The sequence below is a fragment of the Dellaglioa sp. CoH-57-MRSF-22 genome, from assembly GCF_056781895.1.
On sequence record NZ_JBXAXT010000001.1, the window covers coordinates 184,147 to 201,631 of the forward strand.

Sequence of the window (17,485 nt, forward strand, 5' to 3'; positions counted from 1 at the left end):
ATTCGCTTTTATTTTATTTTTTTGCTGCTTCAGCTTCTGCTTCAGCTTTTTCAATTTGTTTTGTTGCTAAGATAACGAATGGTGCGTAAATTAACGCTGAGATAACCACATTAACTGCGGCTAAAACCCCACCAGCTAAACTCTTAGTTGCCAAAATCCCGCCAATTACTGGTGGTGTAACCCATGGGGGCATTACCGTTGCTGCTGGCACAATTCCAGTGGCGGTTGCAATATACGCAACAGTCACAAGTACCATTGGTGTCAAAATAAATGGTACGAACATAATTGGATTCAACACAATTGGAAGTCCAAACATCATTGGTTCATTGATATTGAAAATACCAGGAGCTGCTGATAGTGATCCAATCATTTTGTAAGGTTTATTTTTACGACCAACAATGAAGATGGCAATAATCAAACCAATAGTTGCACCAGTTCCACCTAAGTTAACAAATGAATCGAAGAAAGGTTTGTTAACGATAAAAGGAATTGTTTTACCTTCACTAAGTGCTTTAACGTTAGCTGCAATAGCAGGTGCGTTAATTGTTTGCATTAATGGATCAATCATATTAGCTCCATGTAAACCAAAGAACCATAAGAATGGTGCAATAAATGCTAATAATAATGCTGATGGATATGAATTTGCCAAGCCCATAAATGGTTCTTGAACAAGTTTGTAGAATGATGCAATAATATCAGTTACGCCGAATCCTTGGAATAATGTATTGATAAAGGCAAAGATTGTAACAACAATCATTGCTGGAAATAATGAAGCGAATGCTTTTGCAACAGCAGGTGGAACACCATCAGGCATGTTAACGATTAAATGTTTGTTACCACTTAAACGTTGGAATAATTCTGCTGAAACCAAACCGACAACAAGTGCAACGAATAATCCTACTGAAGACATCCCAGCTAATTGCAAACCACCTAAAGCGAAGAATGAAGCAACTGATACTGTACCAGCAGCCATACCATCTTTACCATATGATTTTGCAACGTTATGAGCTACTAAGAATGCAACGAATAATGACATAATACCAAAACTAGCATTCCAAACGCCTGCTCCTACACCCTTCCAGATTGGAACATCGTTAACTATTTTAGGAAATAGTCCGTCCATAAAATTTGAAAAACCTGGAATTGGTAAGTTATTAATTAATGTTCCCAGAGCACCTAAAATCATAAGTGGCATAATAACAACGAATGCATCTCGAATTGCCACCAAATGTCTTTGTGCCCCAATTTTTGAAGCTACTGGAATAAAGTGAATATCCATCCATTTTATAAATTTGTCCATGAGTAGTTCCTCCTTAAAGTTTAGTACTTATCCTATTTTTTTGTATAGATCTACTACCTCACCAGCTAAGTCTCTAAATGTAATCGCATTCATTAAATGATCTTGTCCATGAACCATTAATAAACTAACTGGTACCGGATCCCCTGAAGCTTCTTGCGTTAACATGGCTGTTTGAGAATGATGTGCTTCAATGAGTGATTTGTCAGCATCAGCTAACTTAGCAGCTGCGGTTTCAAAATCGCCTTTTTTAGCGGCGTGAATTGCTTCCATAGAATCACTTTTAGCGTTTCCACCATTAACAATCAGCCCCATGATTGTTTGCATTTGTGCATCATTTTCGTTCATATCTGATTACCCCTTTTATTTTTTATTTAATTAAGCTTTTAGCTGTTGCAAGAACTTTTTCGCCATTCATCATGCCGTAATCTTGCATATTGATAACTTCTACCGGAATATTTTTGTCAGCAACCTTTTTTTCAAATTCATCTTTCATAAAACGAACTTGTGGGCCTAACATTAAAATATCAACTGGTTTTGATTCAAGCATTGAATCTGCCTCTGAAGCACCAACTGCAAAGATTTCTGAATCATAGTTCTCTGCTTCTGCAGCCTTTTGCATTTTTGACACCAATAAACTTGTACTCATACCCGCTGAACAAACTAACATAATCGTTTTCATAATTTGCCACTCCTTTTTCTATTTATACTCTTATATACGCAAGTTCCATGCCAAAAATAAAGACCATCGAAAAGGCTTTAAGAAAGCGCTTTCGATGGTCTTTTATTTTATTTGCACACTACTAGTCACTATTACACACTGACTTTATTCAACGTATTACCCATAAAAATTTGGACAATATAGGCAACTTCATCATCTGAAATCTTAATATTATACATTTTTTCAACAATAATCAGGGCCGTTTTAACTATTTCCATCTGTAAATGATTCTCAGCTGAAAATTCTTGGACATTCTTAAACGGTTTAATTGATTGATTTTTCAATCTTGAATCTACTAGAAATGCTAGATGCATCATGATCCCTACGATAATCTCTGGATCAAGAACAATCTGTAAATCTGATTAAATTTTAATAATCATGGTTTGAATAGTATGAATTAAATCTGGGACAGAATTAACTGAATTAATACTACCTTCCAATGCATTAATTGTTTCTCGCGTTAAGTCGTTATCAGACAACATCCGCTGCAAAACTTGTAAGGTTTCATCATTAAAGATATCTAAAGCAGAAAAGAATGGCACTCTTTGGTAAGAAACCTCGACGGTACCAACAATTGCCTTCACATCATAATCGCGCATTAATGTATTAATGTGCTTTTTAAATGCATCTTTTTCTAAATATTGCATCCGAATTACTTTAACTTCGTCTTCGTTTACAATTGGCATAATACGATCATATAATCTTGCGGCGACACCTTCGCCGGTAAAACAAGCTACGATAACTGCTTTTTTCCTAGGATGCATATGGAAAAACTGCTCTTTTACAGACGATTCAAAAATATGTTGTGCATTTGCGTAAATATCTTCTAGTTCACGACCGGCAATCGCAATTCTTAATGATTCAAGCACAACTAACGTACTCGTCATTGAAACAGCTCGAATATTAATCCCTGTTTCTTCACCTAACATTGATGCAAAACTAGTTAAAGAGCCCATGTCAGTTAAAAGTAATAACCCTTTTTTCAATTGTTCCTGACTATCCAGTACATAATCTCGTACTTGATCATAAATTTCCGAAACATTTACATCAAGTGGCATATTAATTGCTTTTCCCTTTGTTGTACCAAGTAATTCTTGTGCTGTCTGTAACATAGAAGAAGCCGTTGATGCCCCGTGCATTAGCACGATGATACCGACTTTAATTTCATTTTGTTGTTTCTTAACACTTAAATCAGAGCTCAAAAACATTGTAATAAATCCAATTTCATCTAATGGAATTTCAATATCAAATTCATGTTCAATTTTATCTGCCATTTCCAGTGCAACACGAAAGGCTTTTGGATTTTTTTGTCGTAAATTATTTAAATCAGGATGAATAATTGCGACATTTTTCCTGATTCTTTCAATAGCACTAACAAGGTGTAATCCAAATGCAAATCGTGCATTTTCATTATATTTTTGCCCTAATTTATTCTGGGCTAAGTCATAAACTTCATTGGTAACCGTCCAAATATCATCTGGTAGTAACTCTTTTCGAACGCCTTCACCCGATAATTGTTCAATGTAATCTTTAAAATAACCTTTATCATCTGAATCGATTAACGTTTTAAGATTTAGTGATTTAAAATTCTGTTTATCAGTTTCACTCACTTTTTTATCAATTGTTTCATAAACCGTTGGTTTTTGATCGTTTTTTTCTACCGTTTCGCTATTTTTAAAAGTCACAACTTTTGTATTTTTTTCATTTGTTCGTTTCGCTAAACGTTCCATTAAGACATCAATTTTTTTATATTTGGATTTACCTTCCAAACGTCCTTTTTGAACATTCAATGGTAAGTCTTTTAATCTGATATATAACGAAGCCGTTTCATGCGTTCTAAAATACAAGAAGGCCTTTGCACAAACAACTTTAATATCCCTCTGAATTTGACCAATATTTGCTTCAGGCTCGTATAACATTAATGCAAGCATCGCATCTCGCTCAACAATAATATCTTGGCTCAATCTACCGACTTCTTGTTCAAAAAAATTCATGACTATCCCATAACGTTCATCAATTGTTCGTTTTGAGATAGGCGGTAATGTAATTGCCATTGGAATACGTCGATTAAATGTGCTCAAAAAATTTTCTGACGTTTCAGTCGTTGCCCCAATAATCTGTACACTCGCTTCTTTAGTAATTGAAGACTCTCCTAAAGGCCGATAAAACCCCTTATCAATAAAGGTAAAGAGCATTTCTTGTCCCTCAGGAGGTAATCGATGAATTTCATCTAAGAATAAAATACCACCGTTAGCTTTATCCATTAATCCTTTTTTATCTTGATCAGCACCTGTGTAGGCCCCTTTTTTAACACCAAATATATGCGCAAAAAGTAACTGTGGATTATTCGCATAATCCGCACAATTAAACCGGATAAAAGGCGCATCAGCCTTCACCATTTCTGATTCTAATGCAAACTGATACATACATTCAGCAAACAAAGATTTACCCGTTCCCGTTTCACCAAAAATAATTGTGTGTAGTCCTCTTGGTGGATATAAAATGGCTGCTTCGGCTTGTTGGATCATAACCTTTAATGAATCATTAGACCCGATTAACTTTTTGAAACTCATCTCTTTAACACTTTTATCATTAATTTCTTTTTGACGTGTTTCTTTTTCTTCAAGTGATGCCCACTGATAGAGAACAGGGCGCCCATCACTTTTTGTAACGTCACCATTTTTATATAAATCATTCAAATAACGACTCACATTTGCGCGATTGCAATTAAGCTCGTCTGCAATCTGTGTCGCATCCATCGCTATTTCCTTATTTTTTAAAAGATTATAAATATCATTTTTTCGATCTCCCAAGTTATCACTACTCCCTTACACGCTAAAAGAAAACGCTTACCACTAGTATACCGCAATCTTTTTTACATTTACACACTAATATTTGCTGGCTTACTTTTCTCCTTTTACACAGAAAATCATAACCTAAATAAAAAATCTTACTTTTCAGTAAGATTTTTTATTTACTCTGTAAATATTTTTTTAATTCTACAACACGACTAGCAAGTTCTTTTCCCATATCAGTTTCAGCAATTGTTTGTCTTTTAACTTCACTATCAATAATTCGTTTCACTGAAATAATATCTGTCCCATTTTCAATTGAATCCCACTTAGACGTAAAGGGTTGGTGAGCAACTAATTGTAAGCCATATGAATTAGAGAGCAGCGTATATCCACCAATTCCAGTAGTTGATTGGTAAGCTTTTGAGAAACCACCATCAATCACAATCATCTTTTTATTGGCCATAACCGGCTTGTGCCCACGCTTAACTGGTGTATGCCCATTAATTATTTTACCGTTATCTGGATTAAGCCCGAATTCTTCTAATATATGACGACAAAATGCTTCATCATGTCGTAATTTGTAATACGCATTTGGTATCTCAACTTGAACTTCTTCATCATTAATAAAGTAACGTTCAAAAGTTTTCATCGCATGTTTCCCAAATAAAGGCGATTTGGGTCCTTGCCATAAATACCAAAGTAAATCAGTTTCAAGGTCAGTAGATTTTTTAGGTTTAGCATAGCTTTTACGTAAATTATCTTCAAAAAAAGCTAATAATTCTGGTCCTGCATATGCTTTCCCTTTTAGCTCAAAGCCCTCCAATTTACCTTCTTGTGTAACTGGAATACAGCCGTGAACTAACAAGTTCCCATTATATCGTTTAAACATACTACCACGTGCCATCATAAAATCTAGATGTTCTCGTAATTTAGTCGCATGGATAAATGATTCTACTAATTTATCCATTATTTCTGACTCATCATCTGTTAATTTATACGGATCTGCCCAATCAACTGTTTGAAAACAAGTATCTTGTAGTGAATAATGTTTCCCATCGATTTCTATTTTTGACCCTTTGTTCCAAATCTTTTCTAAAATCGCACGATTTGCCATATCAAAATCAGGACGTCTTTTAATAATCTGTCCTTCTAATTTAAATTGAATAATAGCGATTGCCTGGTGTATTTTGGTCATTAAAAGTCGTTCGTCTTCTTTGATTTTTTCTTGTGCTGAATTAACTTTCGGTGAAAATGCTGGATTATCTTGATACGTTTTATCGGCAAATGTTGCTAAATGGCGTAAATTAATCCCATATGCATCTTCAACAATAGCTAAATTATTATATCTAGCACAAATTCGCAATAAATTAGCGATACATAAAGGCGAGCCAGCAGCACCACCTAACCATAAAATATCATGATTTCCCCATTGAATGTCAACTGAATGATAATCAAGAAGTGTCTTCATAATTTTATCTGGCGCAGGACCACGATCAAAAATATCCCCAATTACGTGTAAATGGTCAACGATTAACCTTTGAATCGTATACGCTGTAGCCGTTAAAAATGCTTCTGCTTGATTTAATTTAATTAAATTTTCTATTATACGATTATAATAATCTTTTTGATCAAGTTCATTGGAATTACTATATAATAATTCCTCTGTTATATACATAAAATCAGGTGATAGTGCCTTTCGTACCTTCGAACGGGAATATTTTGTTGCTGTCTTTTGTAACAACTCTATCATTCTGGCAATGGTATCTAAATACCACTGCTCCAATTCAGGTTGTGAAGTGAATTGTTGTTTTTTAGCAATTAGTTTTTCTTCTGGATAATAAATTAAGATTGCAAAGTCCTGTATACTCTCTTCAGTCAAACGGCCTTCAAAAATTTCTTGAATTTTTTGTTTAACATTTCCTGAACCATTTCTTAAAACATGTTGAAATGCGTTATATTCACCGTGAACATCACTAACAAAATGCTCCGTTCCTTTGGGTAGATTAAGAATGGCCTCTAAATTAATAATTTCAGTGACAATACTTTGTTTAGTCGGAAATCTTTTTTCCAATAACGTTAAATAATAGGGATTCATTTAAATGGCCTCCTTCATTTTATGATGCGCTTACAGTCACTATACCATGCCGGTTTGCCAATACCAATTACAACTTATTAAATGAGTCATATTATTATATATAAGCTTTTTTATAAACCAGCTACCTATACCAAAAAAGCAGACCAAAAGTTTTGGCCTGCTTCATTTATTCTTATTTAGTTTGAACAATTGCCGAAACTTCATTGGCTTTAACTGTCTCATTCAAATGATCAAACGTTATATTAGACACTTTATCCATATTCGTTAAAACGACCATCATCGTTGTTTCCTTACCAGCAGCTTTAATTGCGTTTAAATCAACTCGCGCAACTAAGTCACCTGGTTTAAGAGTTTCGCCTTCAGAAATAGTCACTTCAAAAGGTTTACCTTCTAATTGAACGGTATCAATTCCCATGTGTAATAGGACTTCTAATCCCGTTTCAGTCGTGATACTAATTGCATGTTTCGTTGGAAAGATACTTGCTACTTTACCAGCAACCGGTGTATAAATTTCGCCATTAGCTGGTTCGACTGCATAACCATCACCCAACATTTTTTCAGCAAAGGTAGCATCTTTAACATCCGAAATAGACATTAATTCGCCCTCTGCAACCGTATAAAACGTTTCACTACCAATAACCGTTGAATCATTATGATTAGCTGTAGCGCTTGATTTATCCGTCTCAGCCTGTAACTTTTCATTACTTAATGAAATAGAATCAGCCTTTGACTCATATAACTTACCAAGCTCGTCAGCAACAAATTGAACTTCAGTTCCAATAACGACTTGAATATTTGTTTTATCGATAACTTTAAACCCAGCAGCACCTGATGCTTTAAGTGCATCTTCATTAATATGGCTTGTATCTTTAACTTGTAGACGAAGACGGGTTGTACAATTATCAACGACTGTTAAATTATCTTTACCACCAATAGCAGCGTAAACAATTTGAGCTTGTCGTGCATATTTGTCATCCCCTAATTCAGGCGATAGTTGAATATCTTCAGTAATTGGTTCGCGACCTGGTGTCATTAAGTTAAATTTCTTAATGGCAAAATTGAATAGTGTGTAATAAATAATTGCCATCACAACACCTTGTACCAACAGCATTAGTGGCATATTAGCCATTGGTACACGTATACTCAAGACGTAATCAACTAAGCCCGCACTAAATGTAAATCCAGCTGTCCAGTGCATAAATGCGGCAAAAGCTAAAGATAACCCGGTTAATGCCGCATGAATGACGTATAAAGGCCATGCAACGAACATAAATGAAAATTCTAAAGGTTCACTCACGCCTGTGAAAAATGATGCAAATGCACCAGCTAGCATCAATGAGCCAACTTCTTTTTTACGTTCAGGTAAAGCATTTCGATAAATGGCATACGCACCAGCTGGTAGCCCAAACATCATGATTGGGAAAAATCCTGCCATGTACATACCTGTAGTTCCTTTAATTCCTGTATTACTCCAAAAGTTCCCGATATCATTAATTTTAGCAACGTCGAACCAAAATACTGAATTCAACGCTTGATGTAATCCGGTTGGAATTAAAAGCCGGTTGAAGAATCCGTATAAACCAGCTCCAACCCATCCAAGTCCAACCATAAACTTACCAAATGCAACTAACCAAGCATAAACAACTGGCCATGCAAATAATAAAGCTAAGGTAACAAAAATCATTACCAATGCTGACATAATGGGTACTAATCGTTTCCCACTAAAGAATGAAATAGCCATTGGTAACTTCACACTATGGAAACGATTATACATTGCTGCCGCAATTAATCCGGCAATAATCCCAATAAACACATTACTACTGATAGAACTAAATGCAGGATCAACATCTGTTACTTTTACTCCTAATAAAGCCGCAACCGAAGTCGGTTCCAACATTTTAACTGGAATTTCAAATGCAACAACACCAGCTAACGCAGCTGCGCCATCCTTGTTAGTCGACATTCCTAAAGCTAAACCAGCAGCAAATAATAATGCTAGATTACCTAGAATTGCGTTTCCGCCGGCCTGCATAAATGCCGCCGCAAACCAATCTTGTGGCAACCAAGTTCCAATTCCAACCAGTAATGCTGCTGCCGGTAGTACTGCGATAGGCAACATTAACGAACGTCCCATTCTCTGTAAATAACTTTTCATTTTTTATCCCCTTTTTTTCTTATAAAAACTATCATACAGGTTAGACCAAAAAAATTCAAATCAAATACAAATCAAGTGAAAAACGTGTATACAAGGCTTTAGAAAATAAATTAAACATCTATACCAATTTTATTTTTTAGACAAAAAAAAAGTTGCTTAATTATATTAAGCAACCAACTTTTTAGAAAACAAGCGTCCCCACACTAAATTTTCTCTTCGATATTCTGTGTCCTAATCAATAAACTCTTTGAATCATTTATTTACAAGACTTATTATGCCATGTAATTCCCCATAAAAAATATTAATATTTGAGGGTTAACTCGCAAATTTTGACATTTACAGCTTATTTACTGATATGACGGTCTTTTGTCCTTCTCGTAAGGGCAACTTCATTTAAAGTATTTAACGCTTTATTGTATTCAGGATTAAAATAAAAATCCATTGATGATAATTTAGCCATCGTCATTTGCATATTAATAGCTACTGACATGATATTAATCATATCTAAAATATCATGTTTCGAATAAATTTGTGCACCAACAATGACTTCAGTATCTTTCCTGTACACAACTTTTATAAGTATTTTGGAACCATTTTTAACGTAATCATATTGAATCTTATTTTCAATTGTATTGGATAGAACATCCAATCCGATATATGGTGCGTTTTCTTCAGTGACACCTGTCGTTGCTAAATAATGACCGAATAAGTTCATCCCCGCTGTTCCTTGCGTCGTTTCAACTTTAACAGGACTAAATAGACCCGTACAGTTATACGCCGCCACAATTGCACCTTTAATAGCGTTATTAACAAGAGGTTGATACTCTCGACGTTGGCTGACAGTTTGTTTAAATCCGGCATTATCACCTGCTGCATAGATGTCTTTATCACTTGTCTGCATGTAATCATTGATTTTAATGGTATTATTTTGATTAAGTTCAACAGCGTCTCTCAAAAAATCATTGTTAGGTTTTAATCCAACCGAAAAAACGACTAAATCACAGGCGATTTCTTGGTCAGTTGTCGAAACGCTAACTATTTTGTTATTCTCATCCACATTAATAGCATGAACATCATTTTTTAATACAATCTTTATCCCTTTTTCTCTTAAATCATCAATTATCCGATTACCAATTTCTTGATCTACGTACCGTGTCAAAACACCTCCCATAGCTTCAACTACTGTAACATCAACTTTTTCGCCTTTACGTCCCTCATAAATTGAGCTAGCTAATGCAAGCCCCACTAATCCTGCACCAACAATTAAAATACGCCTATTAGTTGGGCACAACTGTTCCATAGCCTTTTTTGATTCTTCTAAATTTTTATAAAAAACAACATTTTCATTATCTATCCCTTTAATATGTGGTTTAACAACCTTAGACCCATTAGCTAAAATTAATTTGTCATAGTTGCTGTAACTGTATTGTTTATCTGCATTAACAAAGTATAAACGTTTATCCTCCGTACTAACGTGCAACACTTCAGTACCAAGCATCAATTTAATACCTTCAGACTCTAACGCAGCAGGTGTCGCATAACTCGCTTCTTCTAAGTTATCAATAACCCCATCAAATAACAAATTAATTCCAGATGAGATATAGCTAACGCTATCTTTCATTTCCATAATAATTACTTCGGCATTTGGATCTGATTTTGAAATTGTTCTAGCGGCAGCTATCCCTGCGTGCGTTCCGCCGATAATGACATACTTCATTATTTTTCCTCCAAGCTTTGCGTGTTAATTTTTCTAACCTTATCAATTTCTAAAATTTCATTTACGACATCAGTAATAACTTGATCTGAACTAACACCAATTTCTGACATCACATATAATGGTGAATTAAATTGATCTTGGTTAACACCCATCCTATTTGTCACAATTAAATCATATTCTTTACCTTCTTGATAAATTTCTACTTGAGCGTTTAAAACGCTGCTTAAAACACGTTCCATAATGATTACGGTTAGTTTTTCCATAATTGGATCACGATTAATTAATAAGCCAATTTTTAAAACGTCATCAAACTCGAAGTTTAAAATATTCAAGATATATAAATACTGATTTTGTAGATAATATAAATCATCTGGCGAATTTAAGCCATCGAACTGTGTAACAGATTGATACGCCGTCAATAATTTTTGAATGATCTGCGAAAAGTCTTCTCGTTCTAATGATTTACGATTAAATTCCATAATTGTTCGATTATAACTAAAACTTTCACCTTTAAATATGGCTAATTTGCTGTATGAATTAAATAAATTATAAGAAATTTTTGAATCCCGTTTGAAGTAAGTATATTTCTCAATATCACTCCAAAAAAGACTAATTGCACTATTGATGGGTGTTTTTTTATCAATATCGTCATCTTTAATTTGAACATATAATTCAGAATCGTTTTTAATTAAATCAAATCCAATTAAAAAGTAATAGAACCCAACAGCATCTTCTTCAGAAAAGGAAAGTGAATATTTTTTTAAAAATCTAAAAAGACTTAATTTAACTTTACTGTATGCGAGATTATTTTTGATTAATTCACGAGAAATAGGCGTTAATGTCTGAACATGTTGCTCTTTATATGAATTAATTCGAATATAAATTTTAAGCCATAGAAAAACTCTAAGTTTCTCGTCGTCTTTCCATCCTAAGTCATATTGTTCATCTAAAACATTAACGTAATCGTTAATCGTCTCATTTCTAGATAAGAGTTCTTCGCGATCAGTGAATGGAACCACCCTAATGAAAAAAAGGTAATAAAAATAATTCAGTTGAATTTTAGTCCCAACTAATCGTCGATTTTTAATTTTTAGATCAAATCCTGCTAACGTTTCATTTAATTCTTTAATTCACCTTGTTATTGACGACCCACTGATATGTAATTCGTTCTCAAGATCAATTAAATTCAATGTTTCATTCGCATACAAATACATTATTATTTTGTATTTATACGATTCTCTTAAAAAATCAGTACTAATATTCGATAAATTTGTCGTACCATCTACTTCAAATTCAACGTTATTAGCGCTCACTTCAAAATGAACATGACCTGAAGCGGTAGCTTCCTCAAGCGTTATTTCAATATTTTTTAGGTACATTCGTAAAGAATTACCAGATATTTGGAGTAATTCCATTAATTTTTTCTTACTTAAATAACCACCATGTGTTTGTAATAGTTCTAGTATTTGGTTAAAAGTTCTTTCCTGCCCATCTAAAAAATCTTCCATATACATAAAAAAATCCCCAGCTTCACTTGACCACTTACCCAATACGATTAAAAAGGCCAATTTAATTTAATTCTATTAATATGTTACCGCGAAAAGTGATAAATTGGTATTAATAATTTTATTTTTAATTTTATTTAATTTACCCCTTGCATTTTCGGTATATACTTGTTATATTAAATGAGTAACCTAATCAATAAAACTTATTCAGTACCTCCCCCAAGGACTGAATACCAAAATCAATCCCCCAATTGATTTTGACTGTTTTACCCTTTTCGACACTGTAACTTATGTTACGATGTCGTTTTTTTTTGCCTAAAAATAAGTATTTACTCTTTCAAAACCTAACTTTATCAATGCTTATACGCTAAATATACCTAACTTCTTTATTCTCTTTTATTTAACATAATTTCGTCACACTTTCTTCATAATTACTTGTTATTATATAAACATACCTTAATTAAATAACTTTTAACTTTAATTTGTTCTCCCAAACAAATTAAAATGATAATTAATTTCTTCCCGAATATTAATTATCCCTACTCCTTTTAATCCATTACCTCTCCCAGGTAGTGGATTTTTTTTATTGGCCTTGCATAATTTCAATGATTGCTTGATAGTCTGAACCTGGCGTCACTATATGAACACCATTAAAAAGGTTTGATAACGATTCAATTAAATTTTGCGAAGCTGCAATACCGACCTTACGTTCATCATTTTGCAACGCCGCTTGTTTCAATTCTGCCATAAACTTATTTGGTAGTTCAATACCCTGAACGTTATCTTGAATAAATTGAGCACGCTCAAATGAAAGTATCGGCATTACACTGATAAAAATAGGTATAGCCACTTCATTAATGGTGATCCAATCTTTTAATCGCTGAACATTTGTCATATCAAATACCGGTTGCGTGATAATATAATCTACTCCTGAATGAATTTTTCGATTAATATCTTCAAATTCAAAATCTAAATTTATCGCATTAATATTAAATGCCCCACCAACTTTAAATTGTGATTTACTATTTAATTCACGATTAGATGGCGATATTCCTTGATTCATTTTTTTAATTGTTGTAATTAATTGTTGCGATGTTAAATCATAGACATTTGTGGCACCTTGTATTTTTGTAGGATTCCCTTTAATAATCATTAAATTATTTAAACCAACAGCACTTAATCCCATTAATTTAGATTCTAATCCGACTAAGTTGTAATCCCGTGTTGTTAAATGTAGGATTACTGGAATCTGTTTTTCACTAAGTTTATATCCCAATAATATATTTGAAACGCGGGGCATCCCTAAAGGATTATCCGTAATTGATAATGCGTCAATATCTAATTTCATTAGTGCGCTAGCACCTTTAAAAAAATTATCCAGATTAAGCGTGCTTGGCGTATTCCACTCAACTAAAACCGTTTTGGTCATTTTCACTTTCTCTATAAAATTCAAAATACCTTCCTCCAAATCAAATTTCATATCACCTTACAATGTTAATTGTAAACTAACAAAACTGTCACATGCCTATGTTTTAATAAATAAAGCCGTATACTATAAATATACACACAAGATACTTTGTGTGTAACTTAATTCTACTATAAAAAAATACGATTATATTTTAGTTTAATTTTTCATCTAGATCTAACCTACTCCCCCCAGAGTCTCGAATAGATTAGTATTTTCTCACCACTACTTTTAAAAGTAGTGGTGTTTTTTTTACATTTATAGTTTTTCTTTTTAACGTCATATTTTCTTCACATTTACTTGTTAGAATAACTTCATACCTTAATTAATAACTTTTAATTTTAATTTATTTCCCCGAATAAATTAAATAAGATGATCAACTTTCCCCGAAGTTAATCACCCTTACCCTTTTCCGACATTGCCTCCCCTTGTAATGTCGGTTTTTTATTTGCGTTCTATTTCTAGTAGTTGCTTTTTCATATTAATCCCACCGCGATAACCCCCTAAGCTGCCATCTTTTCTTAAAATACGATGACAAGGTATTACAATTAATATAGGATTACGACCAACTGCACTAGCAACAGCGCGAATTGCTTTAGGATAATCAACTTCTAAAGCTAACTCAGAATACGTTCTCGTTTCACCGTATGGAATAAGTTGAAGTTGTCCCCAAATTTCTTTTTGCAGCATCGTCCCACTCAAATTAAAATCAACGGGGATCGTAAATTTTTGAATTTCATGGTCAAAATAGGCTTGTAGTTCTTCAATTATACTTTTAAAAATCTTGTCATTCTCTTCGAATTTAGTTCTTGGATAAAATATTTCAATTTCACTTCTTAACCCATTAGGCGACCCAACAAAACTCAATCCTTTATCAGTCATCCCTAGCCAAAAATAATCCGTGCCATTAAACCAATTCATTAAGTACATGTCAAAATCTCCTATTCAATCCCAGACAAATTTGCGCCATGAACTTCTGCGATATTATATACGATGATAAATGCATTTGGATCAATCGTATGCACCTTATTTAACATTTGTTGATAATTTTGATTTTCAACAATAATCATCAACATTTCTTTGCTTTCACCTGAATAACCACCTTTAGCATCAAAGATTGTTAGACCTCTATCTATAGTTGTATTAATATCTTCTTTTAATTTTTTTAATCCCTCTTCTGTACTCATCACATATAAAACTTTTTTACGGTCCAATCCCGTTTCAATATAATTCATAATTAAATACGTGATTATTAAAGAAAAAATCGCTAAAATAAATGCTTCAGAACCCGAGACAAATATATTGAAAAAACACACAATACCATCAATTATTAATAGACTGGTTGCAGGTTTAATATTGAAATATTTTTTGATTATTAGTGGTGGAACCGTTGTTCCACCACTGGATGCATCAATTCGATAGAGAATTGATATTCCCACCGCAAAAACTGCGCCACCGACAATAACAGCTAATAATCTATCCTCGACAATATTTATTTGAGGCGTAATCGCTAAAAATAACGGTAATACAAAACTACCAATCATAATTTTTTTAGTCGTTGAACGCTCTAACATAAAATAAGCCAAGATCAATAGCGCCATGTTAATGCTCAATAATACAATCGAAACGTTCCAATTAAAAGCTGTTTCTAAAAGGATTGCAATACCAGTTGCACCACCAACCGCAACTTCTTGTGGTGCGTAGAAAAAATTAATACTTATTGCAATCATTTCTAACCCAATTAACATTAATAAAAATTGAATAACTTGTGGTTTCATCCTATTTATCATAAAGGCCCTCTTTCTGTTCTAAATTTGTAACCCCTTACTATTTAGCATACCGAATTTTATATCATAAAACAAATTTTCGATTTATGGCACAAAAAAAGCATCTCTAAACAGAGATGCTTTTACTACTTTATTCGAAACTTTCAGTTGTCATTGAAGCTTTGTATAAATCAATAACATCATTTACTGACATATCAACATAAACAGCACTATCTAATTTTCCAACTCTAACAGCTGATTCAGCCATTACTTTAAAGTTTGTTTCTTCATTGATGTCAACACCGGGTAACGTTGTTGGTACACCTAACGATTTAACCCAGTCATAAACTGATTGAATAGCTTTATCAGCAACGACTTGGTCATCATCATCTTGAATATGCCAAACATTGCGACCAAATTTAGCAAACTTAGAAACCGTATCCGCAGATAAAACGAATTTCATCCAACGAGGTGTTATAATACCTAGCCCAACACCATGAGTAATATCGTAGTACGCTGATAACTCATGTTCAATAGAATGGGATGTCCAGCCATCTTGATAACCTAATCGCATAATACCATTTAATGCCATTGTTGATGACCACATTAAATTAGCACGAGCATCATAGTTATCAGGTTCCGCAACTGCAATTGGTGCCCATTTAATAACTGTTCGCATGATACCTTCAATCATACCGTCAGAAACATCATTATTTTTTTCTTTATCAAAGTATTGCTCTGTCAAATGAGAGAAAATATCAATTGAACCAGCAGCAGTCTGCCATTTTGAAACACTCATTGTTAATGCTGGATCCAAGAATGAAACAGCTGGTGTTTTGGGACCAAAACTACCTATTTTTTCATTTGTTTCTGGATTTGAGATAACTGATCCAGCATTCATTTCAGTACCAGTAGCTGCTAACGTTAAAATATCGACAAAAGGTAATTGATCAATTTTGAAACGTTTTGAGGGGTCTAATGATAAATCCCAAGGATCTCCTTCATAAAATGCTGCTGAAGCAATCATTTTTGAAGCATCAACAACAGAACCACCACCGACAGCTAAAATAACATCAATTTTATTTTCTTTAGCTAACTTTTGACCTTCACGAACTGAACCCACTTTAGGGTTTGGTTCGATTCCTGCTAATTCAACAACATTTAAATCACTCAAAATTTTCTTTACTTTGTCATATAAACCTGAACGTTTAATTGATCCACCACCATATGTTAATAATACATTGGGACCAAATTGTGCAACCGCATCATGTAATTCTGTTTCGATACGATCTGAACCAAATCGAATATCAGTTGTATTTTTAAATTGAAAATCTTTCATAAATATAATCTCCTTTGTATTTTGAAGTTATAGTCAAAGTTATTTCAAATGAACAACTACATTATAACCCCTTTAGGCGATGTCATTCCAATACAAGCCTTTACTAAAAGAAGATTCACCATTTTACTGGTGAATCTTCTATAAATATAAACGATTATTGTGTGACTCTTTTAGCTTCATCTTTTGCATGAATCATGCTTAAAATTTTTCTTGAAATTGGTCCAACAATAATTAGTTGTAACGGTACCGCAACAATAATATTGTGTCCAACAGTAGAAAGATAAGCAGACCAGAAATGAGCAGGCATACCACCTTCAATAAGTAACCCATAAAGTGACATAAAAGCGACCATTCCACAAATCATCATTCCTGAGATTGCGAGAATCATTTGCCACATTTTATCATGATTAAGAGGTAACTTATCAGCAATTGCCATCGCAATTTTACCGACAACTAAAACATCTAAGATAAAAGCAACAATAAAACCAGGAATGAATCCAAGTAATAACGTCACAAGACCTAGTTTTCCGACTAATAATAAATTGTATGCACTCATAACGAAAACCATCATCGAGCACATTAATGTTGTAAAAATAATTCCTTCTTTTGCATTTGTTGGCATATATCATT

Annotated in this window: 12 protein-coding genes and 2 pseudogenes; all 14 read right to left on the reverse strand. The window is 33.5% G+C overall.

What is annotated here, in order from left to right; translation table 11 throughout:
- Positions 1-13: 13 nt before the first annotated feature.
- Positions 14-1,300: a PTS sugar transporter subunit IIC gene (locus tag AC1RPR_RS00845; protein WP_409021736.1), complete on the reverse strand. Its 1,287-nt coding sequence runs from the start codon at positions 1,298-1,300 to the stop codon at positions 14-16.
- A gap of 27 nt (positions 1,301-1,327) precedes the next feature.
- Positions 1,328-1,645 carry a PTS lactose/cellobiose transporter subunit IIA gene (locus AC1RPR_RS00850; RefSeq protein WP_481760986.1) on the reverse strand — a complete coding sequence of 106 codons (318 nt, stop codon included), beginning with the start codon at positions 1,643-1,645 and terminating at the stop codon, positions 1,328-1,330.
- A gap of 22 nt (positions 1,646-1,667) precedes the next feature.
- Positions 1,668-1,979, reverse strand: coding sequence for a PTS sugar transporter subunit IIB (locus AC1RPR_RS00855; protein ID WP_409021738.1), 312 nt, complete (start codon positions 1,977-1,979; stop codon positions 1,668-1,670).
- Between the two features lie 131 nt (positions 1,980-2,110).
- Positions 2,111-4,831 (reverse strand): annotated as a pseudogene (locus tag AC1RPR_RS00860) (sigma-54-dependent transcriptional regulator).
- Positions 4,832-4,988: 157 nt separating this feature from the next.
- Positions 4,989-6,908, reverse strand: a complete 1,920-nt coding sequence (locus tag AC1RPR_RS00865; protein ID WP_481760987.1) for a fructose-1,6-bisphosphatase — start codon at positions 6,906-6,908, stop codon at positions 4,989-4,991.
- 172 nt (positions 6,909-7,080) lie between these two features.
- The gene (gene nagE, locus AC1RPR_RS00870; RefSeq protein WP_481760988.1) at positions 7,081-9,063 is read right to left on the reverse strand and encodes an N-acetylglucosamine-specific PTS transporter subunit IIBC; all 1,983 of its coding nucleotides are present in this window, start codon (positions 9,061-9,063) and stop codon (positions 7,081-7,083) included.
- Between the two features lie 343 nt (positions 9,064-9,406).
- A complete protein-coding gene (locus AC1RPR_RS00875) occupies positions 9,407-10,780 on the reverse strand; it encodes an FAD-dependent oxidoreductase (protein WP_481760989.1) in 1,374 nt (457 codons plus the stop codon).
- Positions 10,780-11,799 carry a hypothetical protein gene (locus AC1RPR_RS00880; RefSeq protein ID WP_481761150.1) on the reverse strand — a complete coding sequence of 340 codons (1,020 nt, stop codon included), beginning with the start codon at positions 11,797-11,799 and terminating at the stop codon, positions 10,780-10,782. Before AC1RPR_RS00880 ends, AC1RPR_RS00875 begins: the two co-directional genes overlap by 1 nt.
- 18 nt (positions 11,800-11,817) lie before the next feature.
- Positions 11,818-12,294, reverse strand: a pseudogene (locus tag AC1RPR_RS00885) (helix-turn-helix domain-containing protein); the annotation flags it as partial.
- Positions 12,295-12,868: 574 nt separating this feature from the next.
- Positions 12,869-13,738: a methylenetetrahydrofolate reductase gene (locus tag AC1RPR_RS00890; RefSeq protein WP_481762168.1), complete on the reverse strand. Its 870-nt coding sequence runs from the start codon at positions 13,736-13,738 to the stop codon at positions 12,869-12,871.
- 456 nt (positions 13,739-14,194) lie between these two features.
- Positions 14,195-14,680: a methylated-DNA--[protein]-cysteine S-methyltransferase gene (locus AC1RPR_RS00895; protein WP_481760991.1), complete on the reverse strand. Its 486-nt coding sequence runs from the start codon at positions 14,678-14,680 to the stop codon at positions 14,195-14,197.
- Between the two features lie 11 nt (positions 14,681-14,691).
- The gene (locus AC1RPR_RS00900) at positions 14,692-15,540 is read right to left on the reverse strand and encodes a YitT family protein (RefSeq protein WP_481760992.1); all 849 of its coding nucleotides are present in this window, start codon (positions 15,538-15,540) and stop codon (positions 14,692-14,694) included.
- Positions 15,541-15,667: 127 nt separating this feature from the next.
- On the reverse strand, positions 15,668-16,855 hold the full coding sequence (locus AC1RPR_RS00905) for an iron-containing alcohol dehydrogenase (protein ID WP_481760993.1): 1,188 nt from the start codon (positions 16,853-16,855) through the stop codon (positions 15,668-15,670).
- 154 nt (positions 16,856-17,009) lie between these two features.
- The gene (locus tag AC1RPR_RS00910; RefSeq protein WP_481760994.1) at positions 17,010-17,477 is read right to left on the reverse strand and encodes a DUF2798 domain-containing protein; all 468 of its coding nucleotides are present in this window, start codon (positions 17,475-17,477) and stop codon (positions 17,010-17,012) included.
- Positions 17,478-17,485: the final 8 nt, after the last annotated feature.